Consider the following 26,257-nt stretch of genomic DNA (forward strand, 5'->3'; position numbering starts at 1 on the left):
CATCGGACCTGAGCGCGACAGCCGTGGCCTTCAACTTAACGCGCAACGTGATGCCGCACTACATGGAGAGTTTTTTATGCCAATGAATACCTTTGCGTTTCATCTTTCCCCACGGGGCAAACTGCGCTGGGCGATTGCCAGCCTGTTTCTGGTCGCTCACCTGCCGGGCGCCATGGCCGGCGGTGTGGTGGTCGCGCCCGGCCCCGGCGGCACCGCGCAATTGCAGACCCAGGGCGGCGTCCCGATCGTCAACATCGTCGCGCCCAACGGCTCGGGCCTGTCGCACAACCAGTTCCTCGACTACAACGTCGACCGTCAGGGCCTGGTGTTGAACAACGCCTTGCAGGCCGGCCAATCGCAGCTCGCCGGGCAACTGGCGGCCAACCCGCAATTGCAGGGCCAGGCCGCGAGCGTAATCCTCAACGAAGTGATCAGCCGCAACCCGTCGGCCATCAACGGCGCCCAGGAAATCTTCGGTCGCGCCGCCGACTACGTACTCGCCAACCCGAACGGCATTTCGGTGAACGGCGGCAGCTTCATCAACACGCCGAACGCCAATCTGCTGGTCGGCCGTCCCGAGCTGAACGACGGCAAACTGCAAGCCCTGAGCACCCGCGACGCCACCGGCCAGTTGCAGATTCAGGGCGGCGGTCTGCGTAGCGGCGAAGGTTCGATCAACCTGATCGCCCCGCGCATCGACAGCCAGGGCGCGATCACTGCACGCGATCAACTGAACCTCACCGTCGGACGCAATCAGATCGACTACGCCAGCGGCCAGGTGAAAGCCGTGGACCCGGCGGGCAACACCACCGATCAACGGATCGACGCCAGCCTGTTCGGCGCGATGCAGGCCGGGCGCATCAACATCGTCAGCACCGCAGAAGGCGCGGGCGTGAAGGTCGGCGCTGTGCAAGTCGCCGGACGCGACGGCGTACAGATTGGTTCGGCGGGCGACTTGAGCGTCAGCGGTCAGGCGATCCCGGACAGCCTCGACGTAACCCGCGCCGGCATTCGCAGCAGCCAGGGCGACGTCGGCCTGCACAGCGGCAAGGACCTGACGCTGGCCGCCACCGATGTCAGCGGTCGGGACGTGAAGGTCGAGGCCAAACGCAACCTGACCCTGACCACCGTCGAAAGCCGCAAGCTCCAGGAGCAGCGCGAGAACTGGAACAACAGCACCATCGGCATCACTTGGGAAACCTACGAACGCACCAAGACCGACAGCGATTCGCGCCAGCACGGCAGCCAGATCGTCGCCAGCCGCGACGCGCAACTGTCGTCCGGCAAAGACAGCGAACTGAAAGCCGCCAAGGTCGAGGCGAAGAATAACCTCAGCGTGCAAAGCGGCGGCGACCTGCGCCTGACCGCTGCCACTGAAAGCCACACCCAGACCGACCAGGGCAAACACCGCAAACACCTGTGGAAAGCCGATTGGGACAGCAGCAGCGAAGAGCAGCGCAGTATCACCAGCGAGCTGAAGGCCGGCAACATTGCCCTGCAAACCGCGGCACTGTTGCGCTCCGAAGGCGCTGAACTGAACAGCGCCGGCGATCTGCAACTGGCCGGCAAACAAGTGGAAATCACCACCGCGACCCGCACCAACCGCAGCAGCGACAACCGCTATTCCGGTGATCTGGTCGGCGGCGGTTTCTTCGGCAAGACCGGCGACGCCGACAAGGGCCAGACCCAGCATCAGGGCAGCAAGATCAACGCGGCCGGCAAACTGCTGGTCAAGGCTGACGACGTGCGCATCAGCGGCAGCCAGGTGCGCGGCGCCAAGGACGCGAGCGTGATCAGCGACAACGGCTCGCTGACCATCGACGGCGTGCAGGACACCTCGCACAGCAACAACCACGACAAGGACAGCAAGTTCTTCGGCATCACCAAGGACGAGTCCCGGCAGAACAGCAAGGACAGCACCACGGTGCGCAGCGAGCTGGCTTCCGACAGCAACCTCAAGCTCAAGAGCGCCAAGGACATCGAAGTCGCCGGTTCCACGGTCAAGGCCGGCGGTTCGCTGACGGCAGATGCGGCGGGTGATGTGGAGGTGCATTCGACGCAGAACACCCACGACAGCAGCAACAGCACGCAGACCCGTGGCTTCGACGCCTACGCCAAGGAGCAAACGGCGGAGCAGTATCGCGCCGGCGTGCATTACCAAGACAAGGCGCAAACCGTCACCGCCAACGACGTCACGCAGCAGGGTTCCAGCCTCAGCGGCGGCAGCGTGCAAGTGAAGGCGGGCGGCGACGTGACGCTCAAGGGCGCCGAGGTGAAATCCACCACCGGCGACACCACCCTGAGCGGCAAGAACGTCTCGCTGCTGGCCGAGCAGGACAGCCACAGCACCTCGACCGAAACCCGCAGCACCGGCGGCGGTTTCTACTACACCGGCGGCCTTGACCGCGCGGGCAGCGGTGTGGACTTCTCGCACAGCACTTCTCAAGACACCACCGCTAAAACTACTGCGCAAACCACCGGCGTGCAGAGCAGCGGCAGCCTGAACATCGACGCTGACAAACTCGCCACCGAAGGCGCGCAACTCAAGGCCGGCAACGGTCTGAACGTCGCCGCCAACGAAGTCGACAACCGTGCTGCGAGCAACACCGAAAGCAGCACTCACAGCGAGAGCAACTGGTCGGCGGACATCGGTGCCAATGTCGAGTACAAAGACATCGCCCGGCCGATTGCCGGCGCGGTGAAAGAAGTACTCGACGGCAAAGTGCCGGACAAGGACGCACTGGCCAATCTCGGTCAGCCGAACGTCGGTATTGACGTGGCAATCGGTCATGCCAGCGCCGATAAAACCGAGCAGGGCAGCAACGCGGTGGTCAGCCGGTTCGACGGCCAGACCGTGGACGTGAAGGTCGGCGGCGCGCTGCGCGACCAGGGCACCCAGTACAACGCCAGCGCCGGCAAAGTGAATATCAGCGCCGACAAACTGGTGGCCGATGCGGCGAACAACACCCACAGCAGCACCGAAAAATCGGTGGATGCCAAGGTCGATGTGCGCGTCTACACCAAGACCGGTGAAGACGTGAACGTGGCCGGCAGCGGCGCGGGTGGCAGCAGCCAGTCGAGCAAGGACAGCTCCACCGCGGTGGTCGGCGGTTACGCTGGCAACCAGGGCGTGAACATCCATGTCGGCGGCGATGCACAGTTCGAAGGCAGCCGTTTCGACGGCGGGCAGGGCGGTGTCAGCGTCAAGACCGGCGGTGATCTGGCCCTGAATCAGGCCAACGACCGGCAGAGCAGCGACAGCTCCAGCCTGCGTGGCAACGGCTCGTTGACCGTCGGCACCTTGCCGGGCACTGACGGCACCAACATCGATCTCGGCGCCGGGTTCCAGCTCGATCACAAAGGCCACCAGACCACCGACAGCCAGGCCCACGTCGCCAGCCTCAGCGGCAACGGTCCGGTGCGATTGAGCAGCGGCGGCAATCAGGTTCAGCAGGGCACGAAGATCGACAGTGCTGGCGCAATCGATCTGAAGGCTGGCGGCAAACTCGACCTGCAAGCAGCTACCGATTCGCACGTCGCCACCGGCAGCAATCTTGGCGGCGGCCTGAACGCCGGCGGCAGCAAAACCAGCAGCGAGAAGAGCCGCGATCAGGGCGGCAACCTTAGCGGCAACTTCAAGATCGGTCGGGTCAACGAAAACACCCAGACCCTCAGCGGTGGCCAGCTCAACAGCCAGAACGGCATCGCCTTGAGCGGCGATTCGGTGCACCTGCAAGGCACTCAGGTCAGCGCGCCAAACGTCAGCATCGACGCGCAGAAGGGTGGTTTCGTTCAGGAGTCCGCGCAGTCCACCGACAACCGCAACAACTGGAACGTCGCGTTGAATGCCGGTGGCAATCTGAGCAAAAGCACACCGACCGCCGCCGATGAAAAAGTCAGCAGCGATCACGGCTTCAGTGCCGGGGCCAAGGTGGGCGTGGATTACCTGCAAGGCACCACTCAGCAGAACAGCCAGATCAAGGCCGACACGGTGGTGTTGAACAGTGGCGGTGATGCGAGCCTGAACGGTGCGCGGATTGATGCGCGCAATGTCAGCGGCAAAGTGGCCGGTGATCTGTCGGTTGAGAGCCTTCAGGACTCCAGCTCTCACGCCAAGGTCGATGTGGATCTGGGCCTGACCGCCAAGAAGACCCCGGCCGACGACAAGGGCAAACTGGCTGGCACCGACTACAAGCCAACGCTGAAAGTCGATGGCGAATACGCGCACAAGGACAGTGTGAAACAGGCTTCCGGTATCAGCGGTAGCCAGGGTGTGAATCTCACGGTCGGCGGCGCTACCCAACTGACCGGCGCGCGGATTTCCGCCACCGAAGGCAAGGTCGATCTGGGTGGTTCGAAGGTCAGCAGCAGCGATCTGAGCAACCTCGACTACGGCGTAGAAGCCGGCCTCGACCTGCCACACAAAACCGAAGAAAACGCACCGAAGGTGTCCCTTGAAAACGGCAACCTGAAAGTTGGTCCGGTGACCCTGAGCGGTCATCTGGACAGTCAGCCGCTGCAAGCGGGGATCGACGAAAAAGGCTGATTCACCGTCAGTGAAACCGGCGGGAGCGAGCCTGCTCGCTCCCGTTTCTGGATGGATGCCCCGCTCAAAACGGCAGCCACTGTCGTTTCCCGTCAAGTCGATGAAAACACGCGCTCTACACTCGGGTGAAACCGGGAGGCCGCGCCATGCACGACAACGTCGAACACCTGAGAATCCAGCTGGCCTGCCTGAAGGACTCGCGGCTGCCACCGATCGAGCAGAACAGCATGCGGTTTTTCGAGCGGATGGCGATTGATGACGGCTTTGACGGCATGGGCCTTGGGGAAGAAGCGGAGCGGGGGAGCAGGCTGCTCGGTGACAAGCCGATCCTGCTGATGGGCAATCACGGCTTGTTGGTCGCGGCACCGAGCGTGGCCCAGGCGTTTGATGATCTGTATTACTTCGAGCGGGCTTGCGAGGTGTACATCACCGCACTGGCGACCGGGCGCGAGTTGCACGTGGCCAGCGATGAAGTGGCGCGCAAGACGTGTCGGCAATGGCTGGAGTATCCGGGGGTTACGGATAAGCATTTCAACGCATTGATGGAAATCCTCGACGAAGAGGAACCGGTCTACCGCCAGCTGAATTAGCGCTGAGTTCTCGGATAGCCGATCTAAAATCCGCGCGGATTCGTGCCACAGTGAAACTGAGTTTGGCTGGAAAGAACAAATTGTTATAGCGAATGGGTCTTGAATGACTGTCAGTTCTGACAGTGTGCAAAAAGCTGATAAGGGACGACGATTGGCTTGAGGCGCGTGGTTCCGATTGAACCTGCGCTGACATTGAGCCAATCAATTCAGGGAACTGAAAATGAGCAACATTACTTTTCCAGGCGCATTTAACGGTGCGATCATTTGCCGTTCTGACCCAATGAACGGCATCAAGGTAAAAATTGGACCACTTACCGGTGCGCAAATCGGTGGTGTGCTGACAATCACATTGCAGGGATACAGTGATCCAGGTGGCTCAGTACCCATCCCCGGCACTCAGACATCGCTGAATCATTTTATTACCCAGAATGACGTCGACAACGGGTTGGAAAAAACCATCGGTGACTGGCTCGCAAATATCAAACCCATTCAAAACGGCTCGGCTCGCGTTGACTACACGATCAATGGCGGTGGTGGGAACAATGCGTTGGTAGCGGTCCGGTTATTGAACTCAATTGGTCAATCGTGCGACGAAGTCTGAACGCACAGCTGAACGTTCGAGTTTCAACAGTGCCTGCCTGTGGTAGGCATTTTTTTGCCAAAAGCTTGCGCAACGTCTCGGGTGAACGGCCGCTCTTCGTTTCAAGGTGCCTTGCCCAGCGGCTGGCGCATCACCGGCGCGCTCCACGCCTGACGCCGATCCTCACTCGGCGGGCAACCAAACCGCGCGCGGTAAGTGCGGGAGAAATGCTCCAGTGAGCCAAACCCTGAACACGCCGCCACCTGGGCCACGCTCATCTGTGTCTGTTGCAACAGGTTGTGTGCCCGAATCAGGCGCATGTCGGCCAGATCCGGAAACACGCGGCGTATTTCCTCATCGACCCCAGGGTACAGATCCCGCGGCGACAGTGCATTCGGGTCGAGGTTGAAGTAGATGAAGCCGCCGAGTTCTTCGGTGCGCACTTGGGAAATGTTGAACTGTGCCAGCTCGAAATTCTTTATCCACTTGCAACGCGGCGTACCGTGCGGAACGGGTGTGGGGTTGATGGATTGCGACCAGTCGATGGGCGGAATGATCAATCGCCTGCTTCACGCGAGAGCCTTGACAGCCCTGCGATAATGAAACTTCGCCGCGATCTGCGCGGAGCATTCGATCATGATGCAGAGGAAGGTTTTCCATGGACAATCAAGCACTCAAGGCCTTGTTCGACCAGCAGTCCGCCGTCTATGACAAACAGTGGAGCGGCATGGCGCCGCTTCGTGATGCCCTGTATTTGCTGCTGGATTCGGTGTTTGCGGGCCTGCCGGAGAATGCCCGGATACTCTGCGTTGGCGTGGGCACCGGTGTGGAAATGGCCCATCTGGCGCAGCAGTTTCCCGGCTGGCGATTCACTGCAGTCGACCCTTCGGGCGCCATGCTCGACGTGTGCCGTAAGCGAGCGAAAGAGGGTGGTTTCATTGACCGCTGCCGGTTTCACGAAGGCTACCTCGATACGCTGACGGATGAATCCGGTTACGACGGCGCGACCTGTTTTCTGGTGTCGCAGTTTTTGCTCGACCCTCAGGTGCGTATCGGCTTTTTCCATGAGATTGCCCGTCGTCTGGTGCCGGGTGGAATTCTGGCTAACGCTGATCTCGCCTCGGATACCGAATCACCGGCCTATGAAGCATTGCTGCGTCACTGGATGACGCTGATGGCATCGGCCCAGGTGCCAGTGGAGATGCTCGAGCGAGCGCGTTCGGCCTATGCCCGGGATGTGGCGATTCTGCCGGCGCCGCAGGTCGCCGGTCTGATCGAGTCGGCCGGGTTCGAGACACCGATCCAGTTCTTTCAGGCGGGTTTGATGCATGGGTGGTTCTGCCCACGCAAGGCAGGGATTGCCGCGAATTAGAGCGCCGAAGGGATAGAGGAAAACAGCTTCGTCGGCACACCCGAGGAATCCATTGCTTCGCCTTAATAGGAAGCATTACTATTCACGCCCCTTTCCTCAGCACGCCGCAATGATCCCCATGCTGCCCCGCAGACCCGGCTTTCTCGAGCATTACGAAGAGTTGATCGGCACCTGGACCCGTCGCCTGCGCAATCGCTCGCAGGCCGAGGATCTGGCGCACGACACCTTTGTGCGGGTGCTCGAATCCGATTCGTCGGCGGTGCAGCAACCTCGGGCGTATTTGCACCAGACCGCGCGCAACATTGCGGTGGACGGCTATCGGCGTGAGGACCGGCGGGGCGCCATGGAGTCGGAGGCGATCGATCTCAGTGAGTCGCCGACCGGCGACCCGGAGCATTACATGCATGCGATCCAGCTGGCCGATTCCATCGAACGTGCGCTCACGGAGCTGCCGGTCAACTGCCGACGAATCTTCGTCTGGCAGAAGATCGAAGGCCTGACCCAGGCGGAAATCGCCGAACGCCTGGGCCTGTCCAGGAACATGGTGGAAAAGTATATGATCCGCACCCTGCGGCATCTGCGTGATCGCCTGGACGGGGCGCAATCATGAGCCGTGGCGTCTTTTCATCCCCAGCCAAACAGGACATTCCATGATGGATACTCGTGATTGCGCGTGCGGGCAAACAACGGTGCGCGATGACGCGGCACGCTGGTTTGTGCGTTTGCAGGAGCCGGCCGTCAGTGCCGACGAACAGCAGCGCTTCGATGCGTGGCTGAACGAACATCCCCAGCACCGTGACGAATTCCAGTTACTGCAAGGCTTGTGGTCAGCGGCGGATCTGCTGCCGGCGCCACGGCTTAAAGCTTTGTGCGAAACCCCGCCGGCGCGGCGCGAACGCCGTCCGCTGTTGCGTTATGCCGTGGCGGCCAGCGTGGTCACGGTGGCGCTCGGGCTCGGGCTGTTCAGCGGCTTGAATCATCCGCAAGGTTACAGCGCCGAATTCGCCACCGCGTTGGGCGAGCGCAAGCATGTGGCGCTGCCGGACGGCTCGATGATCGACCTCAACAGCCGCAGCCGTTTGCAGGTGCGTTTCGAAAAGGATCGGCGGCTCATCGAGCTGACCGAAGGCGAAGCGATGTTCAGCGTCGAGCACGATACGTCCCGCCCGTTCGTGGTCGAGGCCGGCAGCGGCAAGGTCACGGTCACCGGCACCCGTTTCGATGTGCGGCGCGACGTGACCCAGACCCGGGTCGCGGTGGAGCAGGGCACGGTCAAGGTGCAGGGCCGTGATGCGGCCGATGCCGATTTCATCAGCCTGACTGCCGGCCTCGGCACGCGGATCGATGCCCAAGGCAAAGTGGCGCCAGCCTACGCGGTCAACCCGGCGGAACTGACGGCCTGGCGCAGCGGCAAACTGGTGTTCAACAACGCCAGCCTCAGCGAAGTGGCCGAGGAAGTGTCGCGTTATCGCGACAAGCCGCTGAAAGTCGCCAACCCGGCCGTGGCCAATTTGCGCCTGACCAGCGTGTTCAAATCCGACAACACTGAGGCCTTGCTCAAGGCGTTGCCGAGCATCCTTCCGGTGGCCGTGCGCACCCTTGCCGACGGCAGCCAGGAAATAATTTCAAAATAAAATTCAGGTTTTTTTCGAGTTCGTCGTCTTCCTGTTCAACTGCAACTGGTTTGCATTAACAGCCGCATACTCTTGCGATCCACAGGACTCCGTTCGACGTGAAAAACTCCACCGCCAAAAACAAAAAATCCCCTTGGTTGCCGCTGGCGCTTGCGCTGGCGGTCAACGCCGCCGTGCCGATGGCCTTCGCCGCCGAAGCCATTCACATCCGCGCACAGCCGTTGGGCCAGGCCCTGAGCGAACTGGGCCAGCAAACGTCGTTGCAGGTGTTTTTCAGCCCGGACCTGGTTGCCGGCAAACAGGCCCCGGCGGTGGACGGCAATCTTTCTCCGGAGCAGGCCCTGCGCCAATTGCTGCAAGGCAGCGGTCTGGATTATCAGATCAATGAAGGCTCGGTGACCTTGTCCCCGGCCCCGACTTCCGCCGCCAACGGCCCGCTGGAGTTGGGCGTGACCGACATCAAGGTTGTCGGCGACTGGCTCGGCGACGCCGACGCCGCCGTGGTGCAGAACCACCCCGGCGCGCGCACGGTGATCCGTCGCGAAGCGATGGTCGAGCAGGGCGCGATGAACGTCGGCGACGTGCTGCGCCGCGTGCCGGGCGTGCAGGTGCAGGAAGCCAACGGCACCGGCGGCAGCGATATTTCGCTGAACGTCGGCGTGCGGGGTTTGACGTCGCGTCTGTCGCCACGCTCCACCGTATTGATCGACGGCGTGCCGGCCGCGTTCGCCCCGTACGGTCAGCCACAACTGTCGATGGCGCCGATTTCTTCCGGCAACCTCGACAGCATCGACGTGGTCCGTGGTGCCGGCTCCGTGCGTTACGGGCCGCAAAACGTCGGCGGCGTGATCAACTTCGTGACCCGCGCGATTCCGGAAAAAACCACCGGTGAAATCGGCACCACCCTGGAAACCTCGCAGCACGGTGGCTGGAAACACATCGACACCGCGTTCCTCGGCGGCACCGCCGACAATGGCATCGGCATGGCGCTGTTGTATTCGGGCGTCAACGGCAACGGTTACCGCGAGCGCAACAACGGCAACGACATCGACGACGTGATCCTCAAGACCCACTGGGCACCGACCGATCAGGACGATTTCAGCCTCAACTTTCACTACTACGACGCCAGTGCCGACATGCCCGGCGGCCTGACGCAGAAGCAGTACGACGACAAACCGTTCCAGTCCGACCGCGACTACGACGGCTTCAGCGGCCGCCGCAAGGACGTGTCGTTCAAGTGGATCCGGCAGATCGACGAGCGCACCCAGGCGGAAGTGCTGACCTACTATTCCGACAGCTTTCGCGGCAGCACCATCGCCGCTCGCGATCAGAAAACCCTCAGCTCGTTTCCGCGTTCTTACTACACGCTGGGCATCGAGCCGCGTGTTTCGCGTGTGTTTGACGTAGGCCCGACCACCCAGGAAGTCAGCGTCGGTTACCGTTATTTGAAAGAGGCGATGCACGAGCAGTCGAGCCGTCTGGCGCTGGTCAACAATGTGCCAGTGGTCACCAAGACCTCCGACGGTCACGTGTTCCAGGATCGTACCGGCGGCACCGAGGCCAACTCGGTGTACATCGACAACAAGATCGACGTCGGCAACTGGACCGTGACCCCGGGCATTCGCTTCGAACACATCAGCACCGACTGGCATGATCGCGCCGTGCTCGATACCGCAGGCAAACGCGTGCCGGAAAAAAACCGCAGCATCGAAAGCAATGAGCCGCTGCCGGCCCTGAGCGTCATGTATCACCTGTCCGATGCGTGGAAGCTGTTCGCCAACTACGAGACATCGTTCGGCAGCCTGCAGTACTTCCAGCTCGGTCAGGGCGGCTCGGGTGACCAGACCGCCAATGGTCTGGAGCCGGAGAAAGCCAAGACCTACGAAATCGGCACGCGCTACAACGATGACGTGTGGGGCGGGGAAGTGACGCTGTTCTACATCGACTTCGATGACGAACTGCAATACATCAGCAACGACGTGGGCTGGACCAACCTCGGCGCGACCAAGCACCAGGGTATCGAAGCGTCGGTGCACTACGACATGGCGGCGCTTGACCCGCGCCTTGATGGCCTGACCGCCAACGCCGGTTTCACTTACACCCGCGCGACCTACGAAGGCGAGATCCCGGGCTTCAAGGGCCGCGACCTGCCGTTCTACTCGCGTCAGGTGGCGACCGTCGGCCTGCGTTACGACATCAACCGCTGGACCTACAACATCGACGGCTTCGCCCAGTCCAAACAGCGCTCGCCTGGCACCGGCGTGAATGCTGATGGCAGCTTCAATGGCAATTACATCACCGAAGGCACGGCGGACGGGCAGTACGGCGACATTCCGGGCTACGTGACCTGGAACTTGCGCGGCGGCTATGACTTCGGTTCGCAGCTGTCGAACCTGAAGCTCGGCGCCGGGGTGAAAAACATCTTCGACAAGCAGTACTTCACCCGCTCCAGCGACAACAACTCGGGGATCTACGTGGGCACGCCACGGACGTTCTTCGTGCAGGCCAGCGTCGGTTTCTGATTGGCAGGGCAGGCGGCTGGTGACAACCGCCTGTTTTTCATTAGGTTTGAACGAGCCAGTTGCCGGTCATCACTGACTGGGCAACGCAAAATCACTAATTGGAGAGGGATTGCCTGCCATGTCTGTGGTCTTGAGGCAGACTTTTTTCGGGCCGTCCCCCACCGAAACCTTAAAGTCCAGCAGCGGCGGCCTGACCGACTTGTAACCCTCACTGCTTTGGCAGTCGACCATTTCTGGTTCACCACTTTTGTATTGGTAGCGACTGACGTCCAGATCCGGCGTTATCCCGAGCGGTTGTACGGTGAACTCATCCTTTGCACTTTCAAATGCGCTGTAGGCAGGCGGCGTCTTGACGGGTTCTGCCAGAGCCCAGCGGTAATAGATTCTTGCATTGCGGCCGGCCCATCTTTCCCCGGGCCCTGCATTATGTTGTTGCCCGACCACACACAGGAAATACAGACCCGGTCCATCGCGCAGCGTCTGAGTCGAACTGTCTGAATCGTCTCCATGGCTCGGTTGTACCGGATCGTAACCGACGTCCGACGCACAGTCGGCCAATGTCTTTACAAGCCTTACCCGATAGAACGGTTGATCGCTGGTGAACGATTGCTTCCATTGCAAAGGGATGAATTCCCCATTCGCGCCACGGACCAACCTCATATAGACGTCACCAAATATGGGATCGAAATTTGTCGCGCGGCCCAATGGGCACTCCGGGTTTTTCGGGTTGAAATGAGTGGCTGTAAAACACTGGTTCAGCTGCGCTGCTCCGGTGGCGTAGTTGGTCTCCGGTATTTTTATCGATTCCCCTTTGTTGACTTCGCACGGGGCGTTGCGAGTGCAACGTGAGAGCCCGCTGCCTTGCGTTGTGGTGCCGACGATCGCCACGATTTCATTGCTGTACCGATTCAAGACAGGTGAACCCGAAATGCCGGGCCGTACCTCCCGGCAACGGTTGCTGAATTGTCCGGGCCATGCCCAACCCGCTTCGAAAACATCCGCGCGGTGCTCCTGAGGGCAGGCGGCGCGTTGCACATGGCCATCCATCGGTGCGCCAACCACCAGCACATCACTGTCGACAGTCAGCGGTTGCGACGCCACTTTGAGCGGCGTGATGCCATCGGTCATCAATTGGTTGAGTGTGCGATCGAGCCTGAGAATTGCAATGTCGAGACCTCGCAGGGTGCTCCACTCGATTCCAACGATCGGGTAGCGCTTTTGTTGGGACTGGGTGTCCTGGAAAAAGTTGAAGGTAACGAGACCGGACGCCGGGGCGTTTTCGACGTACTGGTTAGCGTCACCTTTTGCGCAATGTCCTGACGTCAGGACGTAGGCCGGGCCACTGCGGTCATCGTTTGAGCCTCGGGTATCGATCAGGCTGCCCGAGCAGACAGAACTGCCTTCAACCTTGACGCGAGCAATGGCTTGCCAGTGATCGTAGCGCCCGGCTGCGTTGTTCAGAATTTCGGCAGGGGAGAGGTTGACTGCGCCTTCTCCCCAATCCTGAGTGGCCGCACCGTCGAGCGTGGTGCAACCGCTCAGGGCGATGAGGAACGTCAAGGCAATGGACTGATGCGCGATAGGAGGTTTCATGGTTTCAACACCAGTAAGGGTTCCTCTCATGCTGGAATCCCAGGCTACCGGTGTCTACTGTCAGATCTGACAGTCAGTTCAGCCAACATCGGCCGCTTGATGTTTGTCGGCTCAGACCTTGAGCGCTTTGCCGCCAATCGCCACCGCCACCAGCAACGTCGCCATCAACCCGAAGGCGAAACTCAGACTGCTGGCATGGGCGACAAACCCGATCACCGCCGGCCCCGCCAGAATCCCCGCATAACCCAGCGTAGTGATTGCCGGCACGGCGATGCTTTCCGGCATCACCGTCTGCTTGCCCACCGCCGTGTACAGCACCGGCACGATGTTCGAACACCCGGCACCGACCAGTGCATAACCGACCAGTGCGGCTTCCCAGCTCGGGGCGAATGTCGCCAGAAACAAACCCGCCGCCGCCAGCAGGCCACCGAACAGAATGATCCGGGTTGCGCCCAATGCGCGAACGATCCGGTCACCGGTCAAGCGGCCCGCAGTCATCGTCAGCGCGAACGCGGCATAACCCAGCCCTGCATACGCCGTATCGATCCCGCGTTCCTGCGCCAGAAACACCGCGCTCCAGTCCAGCGCCGCGCCTTCGGTGAGGAACACGATGAAGCACATGCCGCCGATGAACAGCACGATCCCGTGGGGCACCGCGAACGCCGGCCCCGAGCTTTCACTGCCGTAAGGCAACATGTGCGGCACCGCCTTGAACAGCGCCGCGATCAACACCACGACCACCACCAGCATCGCCGCCAATGGCGACAGCCCGAGACCGAGCAGGGCGCTCACGCCCGCTGCACCGACGATCCCGCCGAGGCTGAACAGGCCGTGGAACCCCGACATCATGTTCTTGCCGCTGGCCCGCTCGACGATCACCGCTTGCAGGTTCACCGTCGAATCCACCGTACCGAGCCCGGCGCCGAACATGAACAACGTGGCAATCAACGCCGGAATCGACGACACCGTCGCCAGCAACGGCAACGCCGCGCAGATCAGCAGCGTGCCGCCGGTGGCCACCTTCCGACAGCCGAACCGGGTGGCCAGAATCCCCGCCAGCGGCATTGCCAGAATCGAACCGACGCCCAGGCACAGCAACAGCAACCCCAGCGTCCCTTCATCGAGCCCGGCGCGCGCCTTGGCGTACGGCACCAGCGGCGCCCACGCGGCGATGCCGAGCCCGGCGATGAAGAAGGCGATGCGCGTGGACATCTGTTCGAGGCGTCCGGGAACGAACGTGTCTTGAGGGGTGAGGCTGGTCATAACGATCCTTGGCAAAAAACGTTTCAGCAGCGGACATCCTTGCACAGCTCTTTCGATGGAGCGAGCCCGCTCGCGTCGGCAGGGCGTTGCGATTTACAGTGGCGTCCCTGTCGACGGGAAAAACAAGGGCGGGTTCATGACGCAGTTCTACGATGCACGGGGCAATATCTACGGGGTCGTTTCGCCGCGAGTGCTACGCGATGCCGGTATCGATTTACCGACCAGCGCGGCGCAGTGCGCGTCGTCGCGCCAGACGTGGAGTACCGCAGCCATCGCGCAGTGTTGCGATTGGCCCGACGGTCAACGTCCCGTCGGCAGCAAATCCCATCGCAGCGATGGCCTGTTGATCGGCCCGTTTCAATCCGCGCCCCCCTTCGACCTGCTGATCGTCAACACCGACGGCACGCTGGCCGAGCGCAGCGGCAACGGCCTGACGATTTTCTCCCGGGCGCTGCTTGAACAAGGGTTGATGCCGGAGGAGGGGGCGACGCTGCGGGTGCATCACGACAAACAGGACTCGCAATCGCCAGTGCCAACCTCGGTGAAACCGGCGCAAGTAGCGGGCGTGCACGGCTTTTGGCTGGACCTCGGCCAGCCCGGTTTCGGCCCGGTGGCCGTCGGTGCGCTCGGGGTTGAACCGGTGCCGTTCAACGGTGTGGAGGTCAACCGTGTTCGGCCGTTGGCGCAACTCGATCCCGCCTGGGCGCACAGCCAGTTCGTGCGGATCGGTAATCCACATTGCGTGACGCTGGTGCAGGATGAAGCCGCATTGCCGAGCAACGCGCAGATGCTTGAACCGCCGCTGACGGACAATCTGACGGCCATCGCCTACGCCATGCCCACCGGCGCCGGCCAGCCGTGCCCGGCCGGGGTCAACCTGCAATGGGCGACGCGCGCCGGGGATCAGCGCATTGTGGCGCGGGTGTTCGAACGGGGCGAGGGGCCGACGGCGTCTTCGGGCACCAGCGCCAGCGCGGTGGCCAGCGCTACGTGGCGAGTGGGTTGGGTGTCGGCGGGAGAGGTGCAAGTGCTGATGCCGGGCGGTACGGCGCCGATTTTACTGGAAGAGCGCGATGGCGAGCTGCTCGGCGTGCGTCTGTTCGGCACCGCGCATCGGACAAAAAGGTGAAGTCCCTTTCATGATCGTCCCCCCGGGAACGATGGATCCCTTGGGGCTTACTGTGGGCCTGCGCGCAGCGCTTGTCGCCTGTCAGATCTGACAGGTCGACGCTATCGTTTTGCGATAAAACCGACCCGTTCCATAACCATGAAACCGCTCATTGGGCCTTGAACAGTTTTACGGCGACAACAGTGTCATCGACCACCGTCGCATACAGCAGGGCTTTGGGTTGCGTCTCGGGGCTTTGAAAACACTCGACGATTACAGCCTGCGCTGTGCAGGCTTGCAGCGCCAAACGGTCCGCCTGACGTAACTGGCGTTTCACTGCGGCACTCAGCGGAATCGGTGGATGGCCCGCGCGAACGTCTGCGCAAAATCTCGAAGTGACTTCTCTCGGGGTGGGGGGAGGTGGTGATTCAAGGCCCGCTTCTGCAAACAGATGATTGAGTTGCTCCGCCGCACTGACCGCTCGGGGGAAACCGGCGAAGGCCGAAGCCTGCAGCAGTATTTCAGTCAATTCACCCGGTGCGAGGCCCGATGCCAGGCCGGTTTTGAGGTGCACGCTCAGCGGAGGTCCGACCATGCCCGAGGCGACAATGGCGGCAAGGGACACCGCTTCGCGCAATCGCGGATCAAGACCAGGCCGCGAGTGTAAATGTCCGTACACCACGCCGACGGCCAGTTGGCCCAATGCGGGAACGGTATGGAACAAGGCGTCGAGCCTGGCCCCGCCATCGGGTACGAGTTCGACAAACGTGTGGCGGCCTTCCTGGTAAAGCGTGGCCATGGGATCGGAAGTGGTCTTTTGATTCATGTCGCGTCCTCACGGATCAATGAGGATGGCAGCGGAGCAACAGCGCGCGAACTACGGCATGACAGGCGTCCATCGGAAGCAGTCGGCGACGTTGCGACGCCGACTTCTACACCTTAGACGAATTCCACCACCGGCATCTGCCGCTTCATCAACACCTTGCCATTACGGATCGAGTACAGCGGCAGGCCTTGGCTGCGGATCACTTCGTAATCGCTGTCCGCCGACAGGATCAGCAGGTTCGCCGGGCGGCCCTGTTCCAGACCGTAGCGTTCGCCAAGATGCATGGCTTTGGCGCTGTTGTCGGTGACCAGATCCAGCGCGCTTTGCAGGTTGCGATAACCGAGCATGTGGCAGATGTGCAGCCCGGCTTCGAGTACCCGCAGGATGTTGCCGTTGCCCAGCGGATACCACGGGTCGACGATCGAATCCTGACCAAAGCAGACGTTCATGCCGGCTTCAAGCAGTTCGTTGACGCGGGTCACGCCACGGCGTTTCGGGAAGTTGTCGAAGCGCCCTTGCAGGTGAATGCTTTCGGTTGGGCAGGAGACAAAACTGATCCCCGAATGCCCGAGCAGGCGGAACAGTTTGGCGCAGTAGGCGTTGTCGTAGGAGCCCATCGCGGTGGTGTGGCTGGCGGTCACGAGGGCGCCCATGTCGCGGCTGCGGGCCTCTTCGGCCAGCACTTCGAGGAAGCGCGAATGCGGGTCGTCGGTTTCGTCGCAATGCACGTCCACCAGGCAGCCGGTGCGCTCGGCCAAGTCCATCAGGAACTTCACCGAGCTGACGCCTTGGTCGCGGGTGTACTCGAAATGCGGAATCCCGCCGACCACGTCCGCGCCCATGCGGATTGCTTCTTCCATCAGCTCGCGGCCATTGCGGAACGACTCGATGCCTTCCTGGGGGAACGCGACGATTTGCAGGTCGATCAGGTGACGGCTTTCCTCGCGCACTTCGAGCATCGCCTTGAGTGCGGTGAGTTGCGGATCGGTGACGTCGACGTGGGTGCGCACGTGCTGAATGCCGTGGGCGGCGAGGGTCTGAATGGTTTTCTTGGCCCGGGTCTTGGTGTCTTCCTGGGTGATGGTGACCTTGCGCTCGCCCCAGCACTCGATGCCTTCGAACAGCGTGCCGCTCATATTCCAGCGCGGCTCGCCGGCGGTCAGGGTGGCGTCGAGGTGAATGTGCGGCTCGACGAAGGGCGGCACCACCAGGTTGCCGCCGGCGTCGAGGTCGTCGGGGCCCAGGGTCGGCGCTTCGGTCTGGCGCGCGATGCTGCGGATCAGGCCGTCTTCGAGGTGCAATTCGTGCAGACCTTCCTGGTTGCGCAGTCGGGCGTTGATGATGTGCATCGGGCGAATCCTTTTATAGATCTTGTAGAGGGGCGGCCGCGTTGCGGGCGCCGAGCAGACCGGTCACTGCGATATACGTTAACGCGGCAACGGCGATCCCCACCAGCGGCGCGACCCACGGCGAGCCGAACGCGGCGACGGTTCCGGCCGCGTAAGCCGCGAGCCCCGGCCAGTTGAACGCCGGTAACCGTGCGTCGGCCAGACGCGGATAGCGTCCGCGCCAGCGGAAGAAAAAGTCCGCCATGATCACCCCGCCAATCGGCGGGATCACCGTGCCGAGCAGGATCAGATAAGGCACCAGCATGTCGTACATGCCCAGCAACGCGAGCGCCGTGCCGATCACGGCGCCGGCCAGGGTCACGGTCTTGCGGCGCCCGGTGCGCAGCAGGTTGCAGCCGGCGACGGCGAAGTTGTAGATGGTGTTGTCCTGGGTGCTCCAGATGTTCAGTAACAGCATCGCCATCGCCGCCGTGGCGAAGCCTTGCAACAGCAGCACTTCGACCACGTCGGGCTGTTGGTAGACAATTGCGCCATAGGCGCCGATCAGCACCATCAGGCCATTGCCGATGAAAAAGCCGATCAGGCTGGCCAGCACCGCAACGCGCGCCGAACGGGAAAAACGCGTCCAGTTGGTGGCCTGGGTCGCGCCGCTGACGAAGGTGCCGAACACCAGTGTGATGGCGGTCGACCAGTCCAGCGAACCCGTCGGTACGACGCTGAGCAAACCGTCGAGGCCGCCGACTTTCACGGTCGCGACCCACATCGACAGCATCAGCAGCAACATCATCGCCGGCACCGCGATGTACGACAGAATCTCCAGCCCGCGATAACCGACGTACGCCGTGGCGCAGAACACCAGGCCGAACAGCACCATCAGGCCCAGCACCGTGGCTTCGTTCAAGTCGAAATACTTGCCGAGCACCACCGCCGCCGTCGCGGTGCCCCAGGCGTACCAGCCGATCTGGGTGAACCCGAGGATCAGGTCGCTGAGCTTGCTGCCGACTTCGCCAAAACAGAAGCGCCCCATCAGCACCGAATTCAGCCCGCTTTTGAAGGCGATGTAACCCAGGCCTGCGGCGTACACACCAAGCAGCAGGTTGCCGATCACGATGACGGCGAGCATTTCGCCGAAGTTGAATGCCACGCCGAGCTTGCCGCCGGCAAACATGGTCGCCGTGAAGAAGGTGAACCCCAGCAGCACCATCGCCGTGGAGGCCAGGCCTTTGCGCGCGTGCATCGGCACTTCACTGAGGGGGTAATCGTTGCCGGGATCGTTTTGCGTCATGGGGGCGTTCCTTGCTGGAAAGGGGAGGACGCGAAGAGGTTGCAGCGGTCGTGCCAGTCACGGATTGACGGGGTTATGTATAGACGAGGTGGCGGATTTGGCGCGAAAGCGGTGCGCCTGCATCCACCAAAGCACAATGTGGGAGCCAGCCTGCTGGCGAAGCCGGTGTGTCAAACAGCGCAAACGTTGAATGTGCCGGCCCTATCGCCAGCAGGCTGGCTCCCACGGGTTATGTTTCGGCTCACAGAAAGCGCAGCAGCGCGGCGACTATGGCTTCAGGCGCATCTTCCTGCACCAGATGCCCGGCATTCGGGATCGGATGAAACAGCGATCCTGGAATCATCTTGTGCAACTCGCGTCCGCGTTCGATGGGAATCCACTGATCCTTTTCGCCCGAGAGAATCTGCACCGGGCAACGGATCGTAGGGTACAGCGGCTGCACTTCCAGCGTGTAGCGCTGATCCATCTGCGCGATCTGCCGGTAGAACGCCGCTTGCCCCGGATCGCCCAGCCATGGCTGCACGTAGGGCGCCAGTTCGTCATCGGGAATTTCCCGGTGAATCGCCCCGCGAATGTAGGTCGGCACGATGGCGCGCTGGATGTAATCGGGCAGGCCGCTGAACGCCGCTTCATGAGCGGCGGGCCGTCGCCGCGCACCCCGTGGCGAATCTGTCGCCCGTTGAAATCAAAGACCTGATCCAGCAGCCAGTCCGTCATGGGCCTGTCCTCTTGGCGGGTTCGAGCCAAAAAGCATAGGCGTAAAAAAACCACCGGTCTCGGTGGTTTTTTGTGTCGCGGGAATTACTCGCCGCGATAGATGCAACCGCTGGTGCAGGTCTCGTGGATGCGGATCGCACTGAGTTCCGGCAGCAGGGGCTTCAATTCATTCCAGATGAATTTGGCCAGCACTTCGCTGGTCGGGTTCTCGAGGCCCGGAATGTCGTTGAGGTAGTTGTGGTCCAGACGCTCGTACAGCGGCTTGAAAATCGCCTTGATCTCGGAGAAATCACGGATCCAGCCGGTGTGCGGATCGAGGTCGCCGCTCAGATGAATCGCCACTTTGAACGAGTGACCGTGCAGGCGTCCGCACTTGTGGCCGTCCGGTACGTGGGGCAGGCGGTGGGCGGATTCGAACGTAAATTCCTTGAAGATTTCCACAGTGATTTCAGCTCTGTTCAGATGGCGTTCGCCGCAGCGAATTCGGGCAGGCGGCGAGTTTATCAGCTTGTTCCCGGCTGTGCTGACTAAAGGGTCAGCAAGCGCTCGGCGAGGCGACCATTGGCAGTCAGTTCGAGGAATTCGTCGCCCAGCCGTCGGCTCTCGTCCATCGCCGCGCGCCAGTATTTCTGTCGGCTCGGCGCATCGCCCATGAAGCGTTTGAAGTCGTTACGGTCGGGGAGTTTGCCGTAGGGCAGGCGCGCCAGGTATTCCTTCGATGGCGCGAGTAATAGCACGTCCTGCAAGCGCTCGACGGAAGCTTTGCGCCACGGCAGAGTCTTGTCGAACCAGCCCGGAATCACCCGGTCGGTGAAGTGCGGATACAGCACGATGCCGTCGCCGCTGTAGGGCAGGTCGAGGTGATAGTCCAGCAGACCGCCGTCGCGGAACGTGCCGGCACCGGCGCCCGGCAGGTCGCGCACGCCTTCCATGACCATCGGGATCGAGCCGGACGCCAGCAGCGCCTGACGCAGGTTGCTGGCATCGAGGGCGACGAAGCGCGACGGGAAGTCGTGCAGCGCATGTACCGGCGGTGCCAGGCGCGGGTCGTGGATGATCAGCCGTTCGAAGTGCCGCGACAGCCGCGCGCGGCCCCGCAGGTTGTCGGCGATCACCGAGCCCAGCGCCAGCCCGAGCCGGCCGCGATGGTCGTCCGCCAGCCCGCCGTGGCTTTTGACCACCATGATGTTCAAGCGGTAATGGGCGTTGGTCAAAAGGCTGGCATCGCGTCCGTCGAGCAGGTCATCAAGCATGCGCTGCGAGCTGCGGCTGACCTCGCCGATGGTCACGCCTTTGTTGAAGTTCTGCTCGTTGTACAGATGACCGAGGCGGCGTATGCCTTCGGCGGCGTCCGGCAGACAAGCGCTGGCGAAGCGCCAGGAGCCTACCGACGCACCGATCAGCGAACGCTCGCGCGGCGCCGCCGGCAGCCACTCGCCGAACAACGCCAGATCCAGCCCCTGAATTCCCAATGCCTTGGGCCCACCGGCAGCGCCGGGCAGGGTGCCGACGTCTGCAGCGTTCAGGCCTTGGGCACGAATGCGCGCCATCGCCCGAGGGCCGGCCTTGAGGGTCAGGGAAGGGAACTTGATGTGAATGGCGGTCATACCGGTCTCGATCGTTAGCAAGCGAAAGATTATAAGCACATGTTGCCGTGACTGCAGGAGCAGGCCCAATGATGGCCATTCAGTTTCAGTTAAGTTCGCACCGTTAAGGTGCCGCCCGTAGCGACACATAAAAATACGGAGACACCATGAAAACCCTGACTGCCCTGACCCTTGCCTCGATCATCGGCCTCACCGCCGGCACCGTTCACGCCCGCGATCTCGGCCCGGATGAAGCCCTGCGTCTGCGCGACGCTGGTACTATCGTCTCCTTCGAGAAGCTCAACGCCACCGCGCTGGCCAAACACCCGGGTTCGACGATCACCGACACCGAGCTGGAAGAGCAGTACGGCAAGTACATCTACCAGATCGAACTGCGTGATCCGCAGGGCCTGGAATGGGATCTGGAACTGGACGCGGTGAGCGGGCAAGTGCTCAAGGATCATCAGGATACGTAATGAAGGTGAATGTTCGCGCCACCCGCTGTACAGCATTGGCGCTGGTGATGTTTTGCTCGACGGCCATGGCCCGCGACCTGGGTCCCGACGAAGCCCTCAATCTGCGCAAGCAGGGTGTGATCCTGCCGCTGGAGCAGGTATTGCAGCAGGCGATGGACCGTTATCCCGGCGCGAAACTGCTGGAAGTCGAGCTGGAAGAAAAACACGACGTCTACATTTATGAAGTCGAGTTGCTGACCGTCGAAGGCGTGGCCCGTGAGCTGCATCTGAAGGCCGACACCGGCGAACTCGTGAAAGACAAGGAAGATTGACCGATGCGCTTGCTTCTGGTGGAAGACCACGTACCGCTGGCCGACGAACTGCTCGCCGGCCTGCAACGTCAGGGCTACGCGGTGGACTGGCTGGCGGACGGGCGCGACGCGGTCTATCAGGGCAGCAGCGAGCCCTATGACCTGATCGTCCTCGACCTCGGTCTGCCCGGCGTGCCGGGGCTTGAGGTGCTGGCGCAATGGCGCGCTGGCGGTCTGACGATTCCGGTGCTGATCCTCACCGCCCGCGACTCCTGGGCCGAGCGCATCGAAGGCCTGAAGGCCGGCGCCGACGATTACCTGACCAAACCTTTCCACCCGGAAGAACTGTACTTGCGCATCCAGTCGCTGCTGCGCCGCTCCAAGGGCCAGGCCAACCAGCCGACGCTCAAGGCTGCCGGGCTGCACCTGGATGAGGGCCGCCAGTGTGTCGTGCGCGACGGTGCCGACATTCAGCTGACCGCCGCCGAATTCCGTCTGCTGCGCTACTTCATGCTGCACCCGGAGCAGATCCTTTCCAAGAGCCACCTCGCCGAACACCTCTACGACGGTGAGACCGAACGCGATTCCAACGTGCTGGAAGTCCACGTCAATCACTTGCGGCGCAAGCTCGGCAAGAGCGTGATCGAAACCCGTCGTGGTCAGGGTTATCTGTTTGGCGGACAGGCTTCGTGAGATCGATCCAGCGCCGCTTGAGCCTGGGGTTGATCAGTGTGCTGGTGGTCGTCGGCGTGCTGCTGGCGCAAACCAGTCTGTGGTTGTTTGAAGTCGGATTGCAGCGCTATCTCGAAGCCGGCTTGCGTAACGACAGCGAGAGCCTGCTGGTGGCGCTGGTTCGCGGGCCGCAGGGTTTGCAGCTGGATGAGCGGCACTTGTCGCCGGCCTATCAGCGACCGTTTTCCGGGCATTACTTCCGCATCGATTTCGCCGACAGCCATTGGCGCTCCCGCTCGTTGTGGGATCAGGATCTGCCGTTGCTCGAACGCTCCGGTCTGCACAGCAACCTGCAACTGGGGCCGGACGGCCAGCAATTGCTGGTGCTGCGTTCGGACTACCGACGGCTCGGTCAGTCGATTTCCATCAGCGTCGCCCAGGATTACACGCCGGTGCGCGAGAGCTTCCAGCGCATGCGGCAGATCGGTCTCGGCCTCGGGCTCGCCGGGTTGTTGCTGATTCTATTGCTGCAACGCCTGACCGTGCGCCGCGCGTTGCGTCCGCTGGAAAAGGCTCGCGAACAGATCGCCCAGTTGCAGCAGGGCCAGCGTTCACAACTCGATGAACAAGTGCCGGCGGAACTGGAGCCGCTGGTGGCGCAGATCAACCATTTGCTGGCACACACCGAAGACAGCCTCAAGCGCTCGCGCAATGCGCTGGGCAATCTTGGGCACGCGCTGAAAACCCCGTTGGCAGTGCTGCTCAGTCTGGCGTCGAGTGAAAGGCTCGATGCACACCCGGAGCTGCGCAAGATTCTCAAGGAACAACTGGAGCAGGTTCAGCAGCGACTGAACCGTGAGCTCAATCGTGCGCGCCTGTCCGGCGATGCGTTGCCGGGAGCGCTGTTCGATTGCGATGCGGAGCTGCCGGGGCTGCTGTCGACGTTGAACATGATTCATGGCGAGCATCTGGAGTTGAGTTATGTGGCACCGCCGGGCCTGCAATTGCCGTGGGATCGTGAGGATCTGCTGGAACTGCTCGGTAATCTGCTGGACAACGCCTGCAAATGGGCGGATGCCGAGGTGCGACTGAGCGTGCTTGAGCGGACGGATGGCTTCGCCCTGAGCGTTGAAGATGACGGGCCGGGAATTCCCGAATTGCAGCGTGCTCAGGTGTTCAGTCGTGGTACGCGACTGGACGAGCAGACCGACGGGCATGGCTTGGGCCTGGGGATTGTGCGCGACATCGTCGACACCTGGGGTGGGTTGCTGGTGTTGGGTGAGAGTGAGTGGGGCGGTTTGAAGGTGGTGATCGAATTGCCTAAACGCTGATTTCCGTCATTCCACAAACCTGTGGGAGCAGCCAGGCGGGCTCCCACAGGGACTTTGCGATGAACCCTAGACCCGAAACTGATCCATCAGACTCTGCTGCTGATTCGCCAGACTATTGAGCGACTGACTCACCCGCGCCGATTCATTCGCCTGCCCCGACAGCGATTCCGTCACATCACGAATCGTCGCCACGTTGTTGTTGATCTCTTCGGCCACCGCGCTTTGCTCTTCGGCAGCGCTGGCGATCTGCAGGTTCATGTCGCTGATCACCGTCACCGCATCGCCGATCTGGCGCAGCGCGGTAACCGCTTGACCCACCTGTTCGACACTGCCCTGGGCCTGGCGATGGCTGTTGCCCATCGAGCCGACCACGTCCTGGGTGCCGTTCTGCAGTTGCTCGATGACCTGACGGGTTTCTTCCACCGACTCTTGAGTGCGGCGGGCGAGGTTGCGCACTTCGTCGGCGACCACCGCAAAACCACGTCCGGCCTCGCCGGCACGGGCGGCTTCAATGGCGGCGTTGAGGGCCAGCAGGTTGGTCTGTTCGGCGATGGCGCGGATGGTTTCCAGCACGGTACCGATCTTCTCGCTGTTGGCGGCCAGGCCTTCGACCTGCACCATCGCTGCGCTCATGTCGGCGGCGAGGGTGTCGATGCTGGCGGTGGTGCGGTCGATCACGGTCAGGCCCTGACGGGTGGCGCGGTCGGCGTCCTTGGCGGCTTCGGCGGCTTGTGCCGCGCTGCGGGCCACGTCCTGGGCGGTGGCGCTCATTTCGTGGGACGCGGTGGCGACCTGATCGACCTGACGGTATTGCTGCTCCATGCCGGCGCTGGTCTGGGTAGCGATCGCGGAAGACTGATCGGCAGTGTTGCGCGCGTCCTGCACCGAGCGTTTCACTTCGGCGATGATCGGTTGCAGCTTGTCGAGGAAGCGGTTGAACCAGCCGGCCAACTGGCCAAGCTCGTCCTTCTTGTCATAGGCCAGACGCCGTGTCAGGTCGCCTTCGCCGCTGGCGATGTCTTCCAGCATGTGGGCCACGCCGAGGATCGGTTTGGTCACGCTGCGGGCCATCAGCCACACCAGCAACAGGCCGATCAGCGCCGCGAGTACGCCCAGGCTCAGTTCGATCAGGGTGCCCGACGTGTTGCTGGCATCCAGTTGTTGCTTGAGCGCTTCGGCGCGCTCCACCAGGACTTTCTCCGGCACATCAAGCAGCACGCCCCACGACGGGCCACCGGGAATCGGCTGGAACGGCGACAGCACTTTCAGTTGCGCGTTGCTGTGCAGGCTGCTGACGGCGTTGCTCGAGGCGAGCAGACGCAGCAGTTCGGCGCCGCTGGTGGTGTCCACGGCATCCAGGCGCTGGCTGAGTTTGTTGGCGTCCGGGCTGTAGCCGGCGAGCAGGCCGGCGGGGCTGATGATGCTCACGGCGGTCTGGCCGTCGTAGAGCTTCTTGCTGGCGCTCTGGCTGATCGCTTGCAGGCTGTTGAGGTTGATGTCCACCGACAGCGAGGCGATGACTTTGCCGTTGACCATCAGCGGGAACACGATGCTGGTCATCAGCACCTTTTGCCCGTCGATCACATAGAAATAGGGTTCGATCACGCATGGCTTGAGCGTGGTGCGCGGGCAGGTGAACCAGGCGTTGGCGGCCTGACCGCTGGGGCCGGTGCTGGTGTCGGCCATGTCGCTTTCCGGCAGCGCCATCGAGGTCACTTTGCCCGGCGTCGGTTGCGACCAGTACAGGGCGAAGCGGCCCTTGTCGTTGCTGCCCAGTTCAGCCTGACCGGCAAACAGTTCGTCCTTGCCGTCCAGCGCATTGGCTTCGAACACCAGCGACAGGCCGAGCAGATCCGGGTTGGCCTGCAGTGCCGATTTCACCTGACGGGTCATGTCCTCGCGCAGGTCGAAGGCATCGAGGAAGCGCTTCTCGGCCTGCTCACGCAGAAACAGCACCTGACGCGAGAAACCGTGGCCATATTGATAGGCGTCCATGAACTGCTGGCGAATGCCCGCCGCCTGAACTTCGCCCTGGGATTCGATGCGAGCCTGGGCCGATTCGGTGAGCATTTCCATGCTCGAAGCTTTCACCAGTTCGGAACTGTGCTCCATGCGATACAGCGAAAGACCCACCAACAGGGTCACGATACCGGCCAGGCAGAGCCCGGCGAGCAGGGTGATTTTCCATTGGATGGAAAGTTGTCTGAGTGACATGGAAACGTCCTTATTCGATAAATATCTGAGACTTTGCACTGTAACGGCCGCGTTTCGGCTTTCTTTATGGCGTCAATGCAATAGGGCGAATTGACGCATGTTGTGGCGGATATGCCTTGTTCAGCGGATTGATCATGGAAAGTTACACAGTGTTGCGCCCCGTCGCTTTGACACTGCGCCCGCGCTGCGGCACAGTGCGCGCCCTTCTAATAAGACCCTCTATGCAAATCCGCTGGCGACCTTCGTGGCTTGTCGGCCGGACTCATTCTGTCTGGCGGTGAATGGCTTTACCGTCGTGTTTTC

General features: G+C 62.0%; 19 protein-coding genes and 4 pseudogenes. 12 read left to right on the forward strand and 11 right to left on the reverse strand.

Features of this window, described 5'->3' with window-relative positions:
* Positions 1-76 precede the first annotated feature (76 nt).
* The 3 genes and pseudogenes from JKA62_RS24905 (at position 77) to JKA62_RS24915 (ending at position 5,737) form a co-directional block, all read left to right on the forward strand.
* The gene (locus JKA62_RS24905) at positions 77-4,546 is read left to right on the forward strand and encodes a hemagglutinin repeat-containing protein (RefSeq protein WP_201819951.1); all 4,470 of its coding nucleotides are present in this window, start codon (positions 77-79) and stop codon (positions 4,544-4,546) included.
* A 176-nt stretch (positions 4,547-4,722) separates the two neighbouring features.
* Positions 4,723-5,136 (forward strand): annotated as a pseudogene (locus JKA62_RS24910) (class II aldolase/adducin family protein); the annotation flags it as partial.
* 220 nt (positions 5,137-5,356) lie between these two features.
* Positions 5,357-5,737: a hypothetical protein gene (locus JKA62_RS24915; protein ID WP_011335120.1), complete on the forward strand. Its 381-nt coding sequence runs from the start codon at positions 5,357-5,359 to the stop codon at positions 5,735-5,737.
* A gap of 101 nt (positions 5,738-5,838) precedes the next feature.
* Here JKA62_RS24915 and JKA62_RS24920 read toward each other — a convergent pair.
* Positions 5,839-6,036 (reverse strand): annotated as a pseudogene (locus JKA62_RS24920) (helix-turn-helix domain-containing protein); the annotation flags it as partial.
* Between the two features lie 338 nt (positions 6,037-6,374).
* Between JKA62_RS24920 and JKA62_RS24930 the strand changes: the two are divergent.
* The 4 genes from JKA62_RS24930 (at position 6,375) to JKA62_RS24945 (ending at position 11,244) form a co-directional block, all read left to right on the forward strand.
* Positions 6,375-7,088, forward strand: a complete 714-nt coding sequence (locus tag JKA62_RS24930; protein ID WP_201819954.1) for a class I SAM-dependent methyltransferase — start codon at positions 6,375-6,377, stop codon at positions 7,086-7,088.
* Positions 7,089-7,197: 109 nt separating this feature from the next.
* A complete protein-coding gene (locus JKA62_RS24935; RefSeq protein ID WP_011335117.1) occupies positions 7,198-7,698 on the forward strand; it encodes a sigma-70 family RNA polymerase sigma factor in 501 nt (166 codons plus the stop codon).
* Between the two features lie 40 nt (positions 7,699-7,738).
* On the forward strand, positions 7,739-8,722 hold the full coding sequence (locus tag JKA62_RS24940) for a FecR family protein (RefSeq protein ID WP_201819958.1): 984 nt from the start codon (positions 7,739-7,741) through the stop codon (positions 8,720-8,722).
* Positions 8,723-8,820: 98 nt separating this feature from the next.
* Positions 8,821-11,244: a TonB-dependent siderophore receptor gene (locus JKA62_RS24945; protein WP_201819961.1), complete on the forward strand. Its 2,424-nt coding sequence runs from the start codon at positions 8,821-8,823 to the stop codon at positions 11,242-11,244.
* Positions 11,245-11,313: 69 nt separating this feature from the next.
* On the opposite strand, the gene JKA62_RS24950 is transcribed toward JKA62_RS24945, so the two are convergent.
* Positions 11,314-12,837, reverse strand: a complete 1,524-nt coding sequence (locus JKA62_RS24950; RefSeq protein WP_236676655.1) for a trypsin-like serine peptidase — start codon at positions 12,835-12,837, stop codon at positions 11,314-11,316.
* A 111-nt stretch (positions 12,838-12,948) separates the two neighbouring features.
* The gene (locus JKA62_RS24955) at positions 12,949-14,100 is read right to left on the reverse strand and encodes an MFS transporter (protein WP_011335113.1); all 1,152 of its coding nucleotides are present in this window, start codon (positions 14,098-14,100) and stop codon (positions 12,949-12,951) included.
* Between the two features lie 136 nt (positions 14,101-14,236).
* Here JKA62_RS24955 and JKA62_RS24960 point away from each other — a divergent pair, with 136 nt between their 5' ends.
* Positions 14,237-15,229 carry a diaminopimelate epimerase gene (locus JKA62_RS24960; protein WP_201819967.1) on the forward strand — a complete coding sequence of 331 codons (993 nt, stop codon included), beginning with the start codon at positions 14,237-14,239 and terminating at the stop codon, positions 15,227-15,229.
* Between the two features lie 148 nt (positions 15,230-15,377).
* Here JKA62_RS24960 and JKA62_RS24965 read toward each other — a convergent pair whose 3' ends face one another.
* The 6 genes and pseudogenes from JKA62_RS24965 to JKA62_RS24990 all read right to left on the reverse strand — a co-directional run bounded on the left by JKA62_RS24965 (position 15,378) and on the right by JKA62_RS24990 (position 20,992).
* Complete coding sequence (locus JKA62_RS24965) at positions 15,378-16,034, reverse strand: carboxymuconolactone decarboxylase family protein (RefSeq protein ID WP_201819970.1); 657 nt, start codon at positions 16,032-16,034, stop codon at positions 15,378-15,380.
* 113 nt (positions 16,035-16,147) lie between these two features.
* Complete coding sequence (gene codA, locus JKA62_RS24970; protein ID WP_127798933.1) at positions 16,148-17,383, reverse strand: cytosine deaminase; 1,236 nt, start codon at positions 17,381-17,383, stop codon at positions 16,148-16,150.
* Between the two features lie 13 nt (positions 17,384-17,396).
* Positions 17,397-18,668, reverse strand: coding sequence for a cytosine permease (gene codB / locus JKA62_RS24975; protein ID WP_201819974.1), 1,272 nt, complete (start codon positions 18,666-18,668; stop codon positions 17,397-17,399).
* Between the two features lie 241 nt (positions 18,669-18,909).
* A pseudogene (locus JKA62_RS24980) lies at positions 18,910-19,302 on the reverse strand (alpha/beta fold hydrolase); the annotation flags it as partial.
* 167 nt (positions 19,303-19,469) lie between these two features.
* Complete coding sequence (queD, locus tag JKA62_RS24985; RefSeq protein WP_007955941.1) at positions 19,470-19,826, reverse strand: 6-carboxytetrahydropterin synthase QueD; 357 nt, start codon at positions 19,824-19,826, stop codon at positions 19,470-19,472.
* Positions 19,827-19,912: 86 nt separating this feature from the next.
* A complete protein-coding gene (locus tag JKA62_RS24990) occupies positions 19,913-20,992 on the reverse strand; it encodes a patatin-like phospholipase family protein (protein ID WP_201819977.1) in 1,080 nt (359 codons plus the stop codon).
* Positions 20,993-21,138: 146 nt separating this feature from the next.
* Between JKA62_RS24990 and JKA62_RS24995 the strand changes: the two genes are divergently transcribed.
* From JKA62_RS24995 to JKA62_RS25010, 4 genes are read left to right on the forward strand one after another with little or no spacing between them, the layout of a single operon-like run.
* Entirely contained in the window at positions 21,139-21,447 is a 309-nt protein-coding gene (locus JKA62_RS24995; protein WP_201819980.1) for a PepSY domain-containing protein, read from the forward strand.
* Positions 21,447-21,758, forward strand: a complete 312-nt coding sequence (locus JKA62_RS25000; protein ID WP_011335106.1) for a PepSY domain-containing protein — start codon at positions 21,447-21,449, stop codon at positions 21,756-21,758. Before JKA62_RS24995 ends, JKA62_RS25000 begins: the two co-directional genes overlap by 1 nt.
* Positions 21,759-21,761: 3 nt before the next feature.
* Positions 21,762-22,430, forward strand: coding sequence for a response regulator transcription factor (locus JKA62_RS25005; protein WP_011335105.1), 669 nt, complete (start codon positions 21,762-21,764; stop codon positions 22,428-22,430).
* A complete protein-coding gene (locus JKA62_RS25010; RefSeq protein ID WP_011335104.1) occupies positions 22,427-23,740 on the forward strand; it encodes a sensor histidine kinase in 1,314 nt (437 codons plus the stop codon). The genes JKA62_RS25005 and JKA62_RS25010 overlap by 4 nt, the downstream gene beginning before the upstream one ends.
* A gap of 66 nt (positions 23,741-23,806) precedes the next feature.
* Here the strand turns inward: JKA62_RS25010 and JKA62_RS29265 are convergent, their stop codons facing one another.
* Complete coding sequence (locus JKA62_RS29265; RefSeq protein WP_371807414.1) at positions 23,807-24,562, reverse strand: methyl-accepting chemotaxis protein; 756 nt, start codon at positions 24,560-24,562, stop codon at positions 23,807-23,809.
* 102 nt (positions 24,563-24,664) lie between these two features.
* Positions 24,665-25,954 (reverse strand): annotated as a pseudogene (locus tag JKA62_RS29270) (HAMP domain-containing protein); the annotation flags it as partial.
* Positions 25,955-26,257 lie beyond the last annotated feature (303 nt).

It is taken from the genome of Pseudomonas sp. B7, from assembly GCF_016735645.1.
GTDB classification, from domain to species: Bacteria; Pseudomonadota; Gammaproteobacteria; order Pseudomonadales; family Pseudomonadaceae; genus Aquipseudomonas; species Aquipseudomonas glycinae.

What these genes read in the sequence shown, in the direction of transcription:
- JKA62_RS24965 (WP_201819970.1), bottom strand. Translation starts at nt 16,034, where the DNA reads ATGAATCAAAAGACCACTTCCGATCCCATGGCCACGCTTTACCAGGAA.
- codB (WP_201819974.1), bottom strand. Translation starts at nt 18,668, where the DNA reads ATGACGCAAAACGATCCCGGCAACGATTACCCCCTCAGTGAAGTGCCG.
- JKA62_RS24935 (WP_011335117.1), top strand. Translation starts at nt 7,198, where the DNA reads ATGATCCCCATGCTGCCCCGCAGACCCGGCTTTCTCGAGCATTACGAA.
- JKA62_RS24960 (WP_201819967.1), top strand. Translation starts at nt 14,237, where the DNA reads ATGACGCAGTTCTACGATGCACGGGGCAATATCTACGGGGTCGTTTCG.
- JKA62_RS24995 (WP_201819980.1), top strand. Translation starts at nt 21,139, where the DNA reads ATGAAAACCCTGACTGCCCTGACCCTTGCCTCGATCATCGGCCTCACC.
- JKA62_RS29265 (WP_371807414.1), bottom strand. Translation starts at nt 24,562, where the DNA reads ATGGAGCAGCAATACCGTCAGGTCGATCAGGTCGCCACCGCGTCCCAC.
- JKA62_RS24905 (WP_201819951.1), top strand. Translation starts at nt 77, where the DNA reads ATGCCAATGAATACCTTTGCGTTTCATCTTTCCCCACGGGGCAAACTG.
- JKA62_RS24990 (WP_201819977.1), bottom strand. Translation starts at nt 20,992, where the DNA reads ATGACCGCCATTCACATCAAGTTCCCTTCCCTGACCCTCAAGGCCGGC.
- JKA62_RS25005 (WP_011335105.1), top strand. Translation starts at nt 21,762, where the DNA reads ATGCGCTTGCTTCTGGTGGAAGACCACGTACCGCTGGCCGACGAACTG.
- JKA62_RS24915 (WP_011335120.1), top strand. Translation starts at nt 5,357, where the DNA reads ATGAGCAACATTACTTTTCCAGGCGCATTTAACGGTGCGATCATTTGC.
- JKA62_RS25000 (WP_011335106.1), top strand. Translation starts at nt 21,447, where the DNA reads ATGAAGGTGAATGTTCGCGCCACCCGCTGTACAGCATTGGCGCTGGTG.
- JKA62_RS24955 (WP_011335113.1), bottom strand. Translation starts at nt 14,100, where the DNA reads ATGACCAGCCTCACCCCTCAAGACACGTTCGTTCCCGGACGCCTCGAA.
- JKA62_RS24950 (WP_236676655.1), bottom strand. Translation starts at nt 12,837, where the DNA reads ATGAAACCTCCTATCGCGCATCAGTCCATTGCCTTGACGTTCCTCATC.
- JKA62_RS24930 (WP_201819954.1), top strand. Translation starts at nt 6,375, where the DNA reads ATGGACAATCAAGCACTCAAGGCCTTGTTCGACCAGCAGTCCGCCGTC.
- codA (WP_127798933.1), bottom strand. Translation starts at nt 17,383, where the DNA reads ATGCACATCATCAACGCCCGACTGCGCAACCAGGAAGGTCTGCACGAA.
- JKA62_RS24940 (WP_201819958.1), top strand. Translation starts at nt 7,739, where the DNA reads ATGATGGATACTCGTGATTGCGCGTGCGGGCAAACAACGGTGCGCGAT.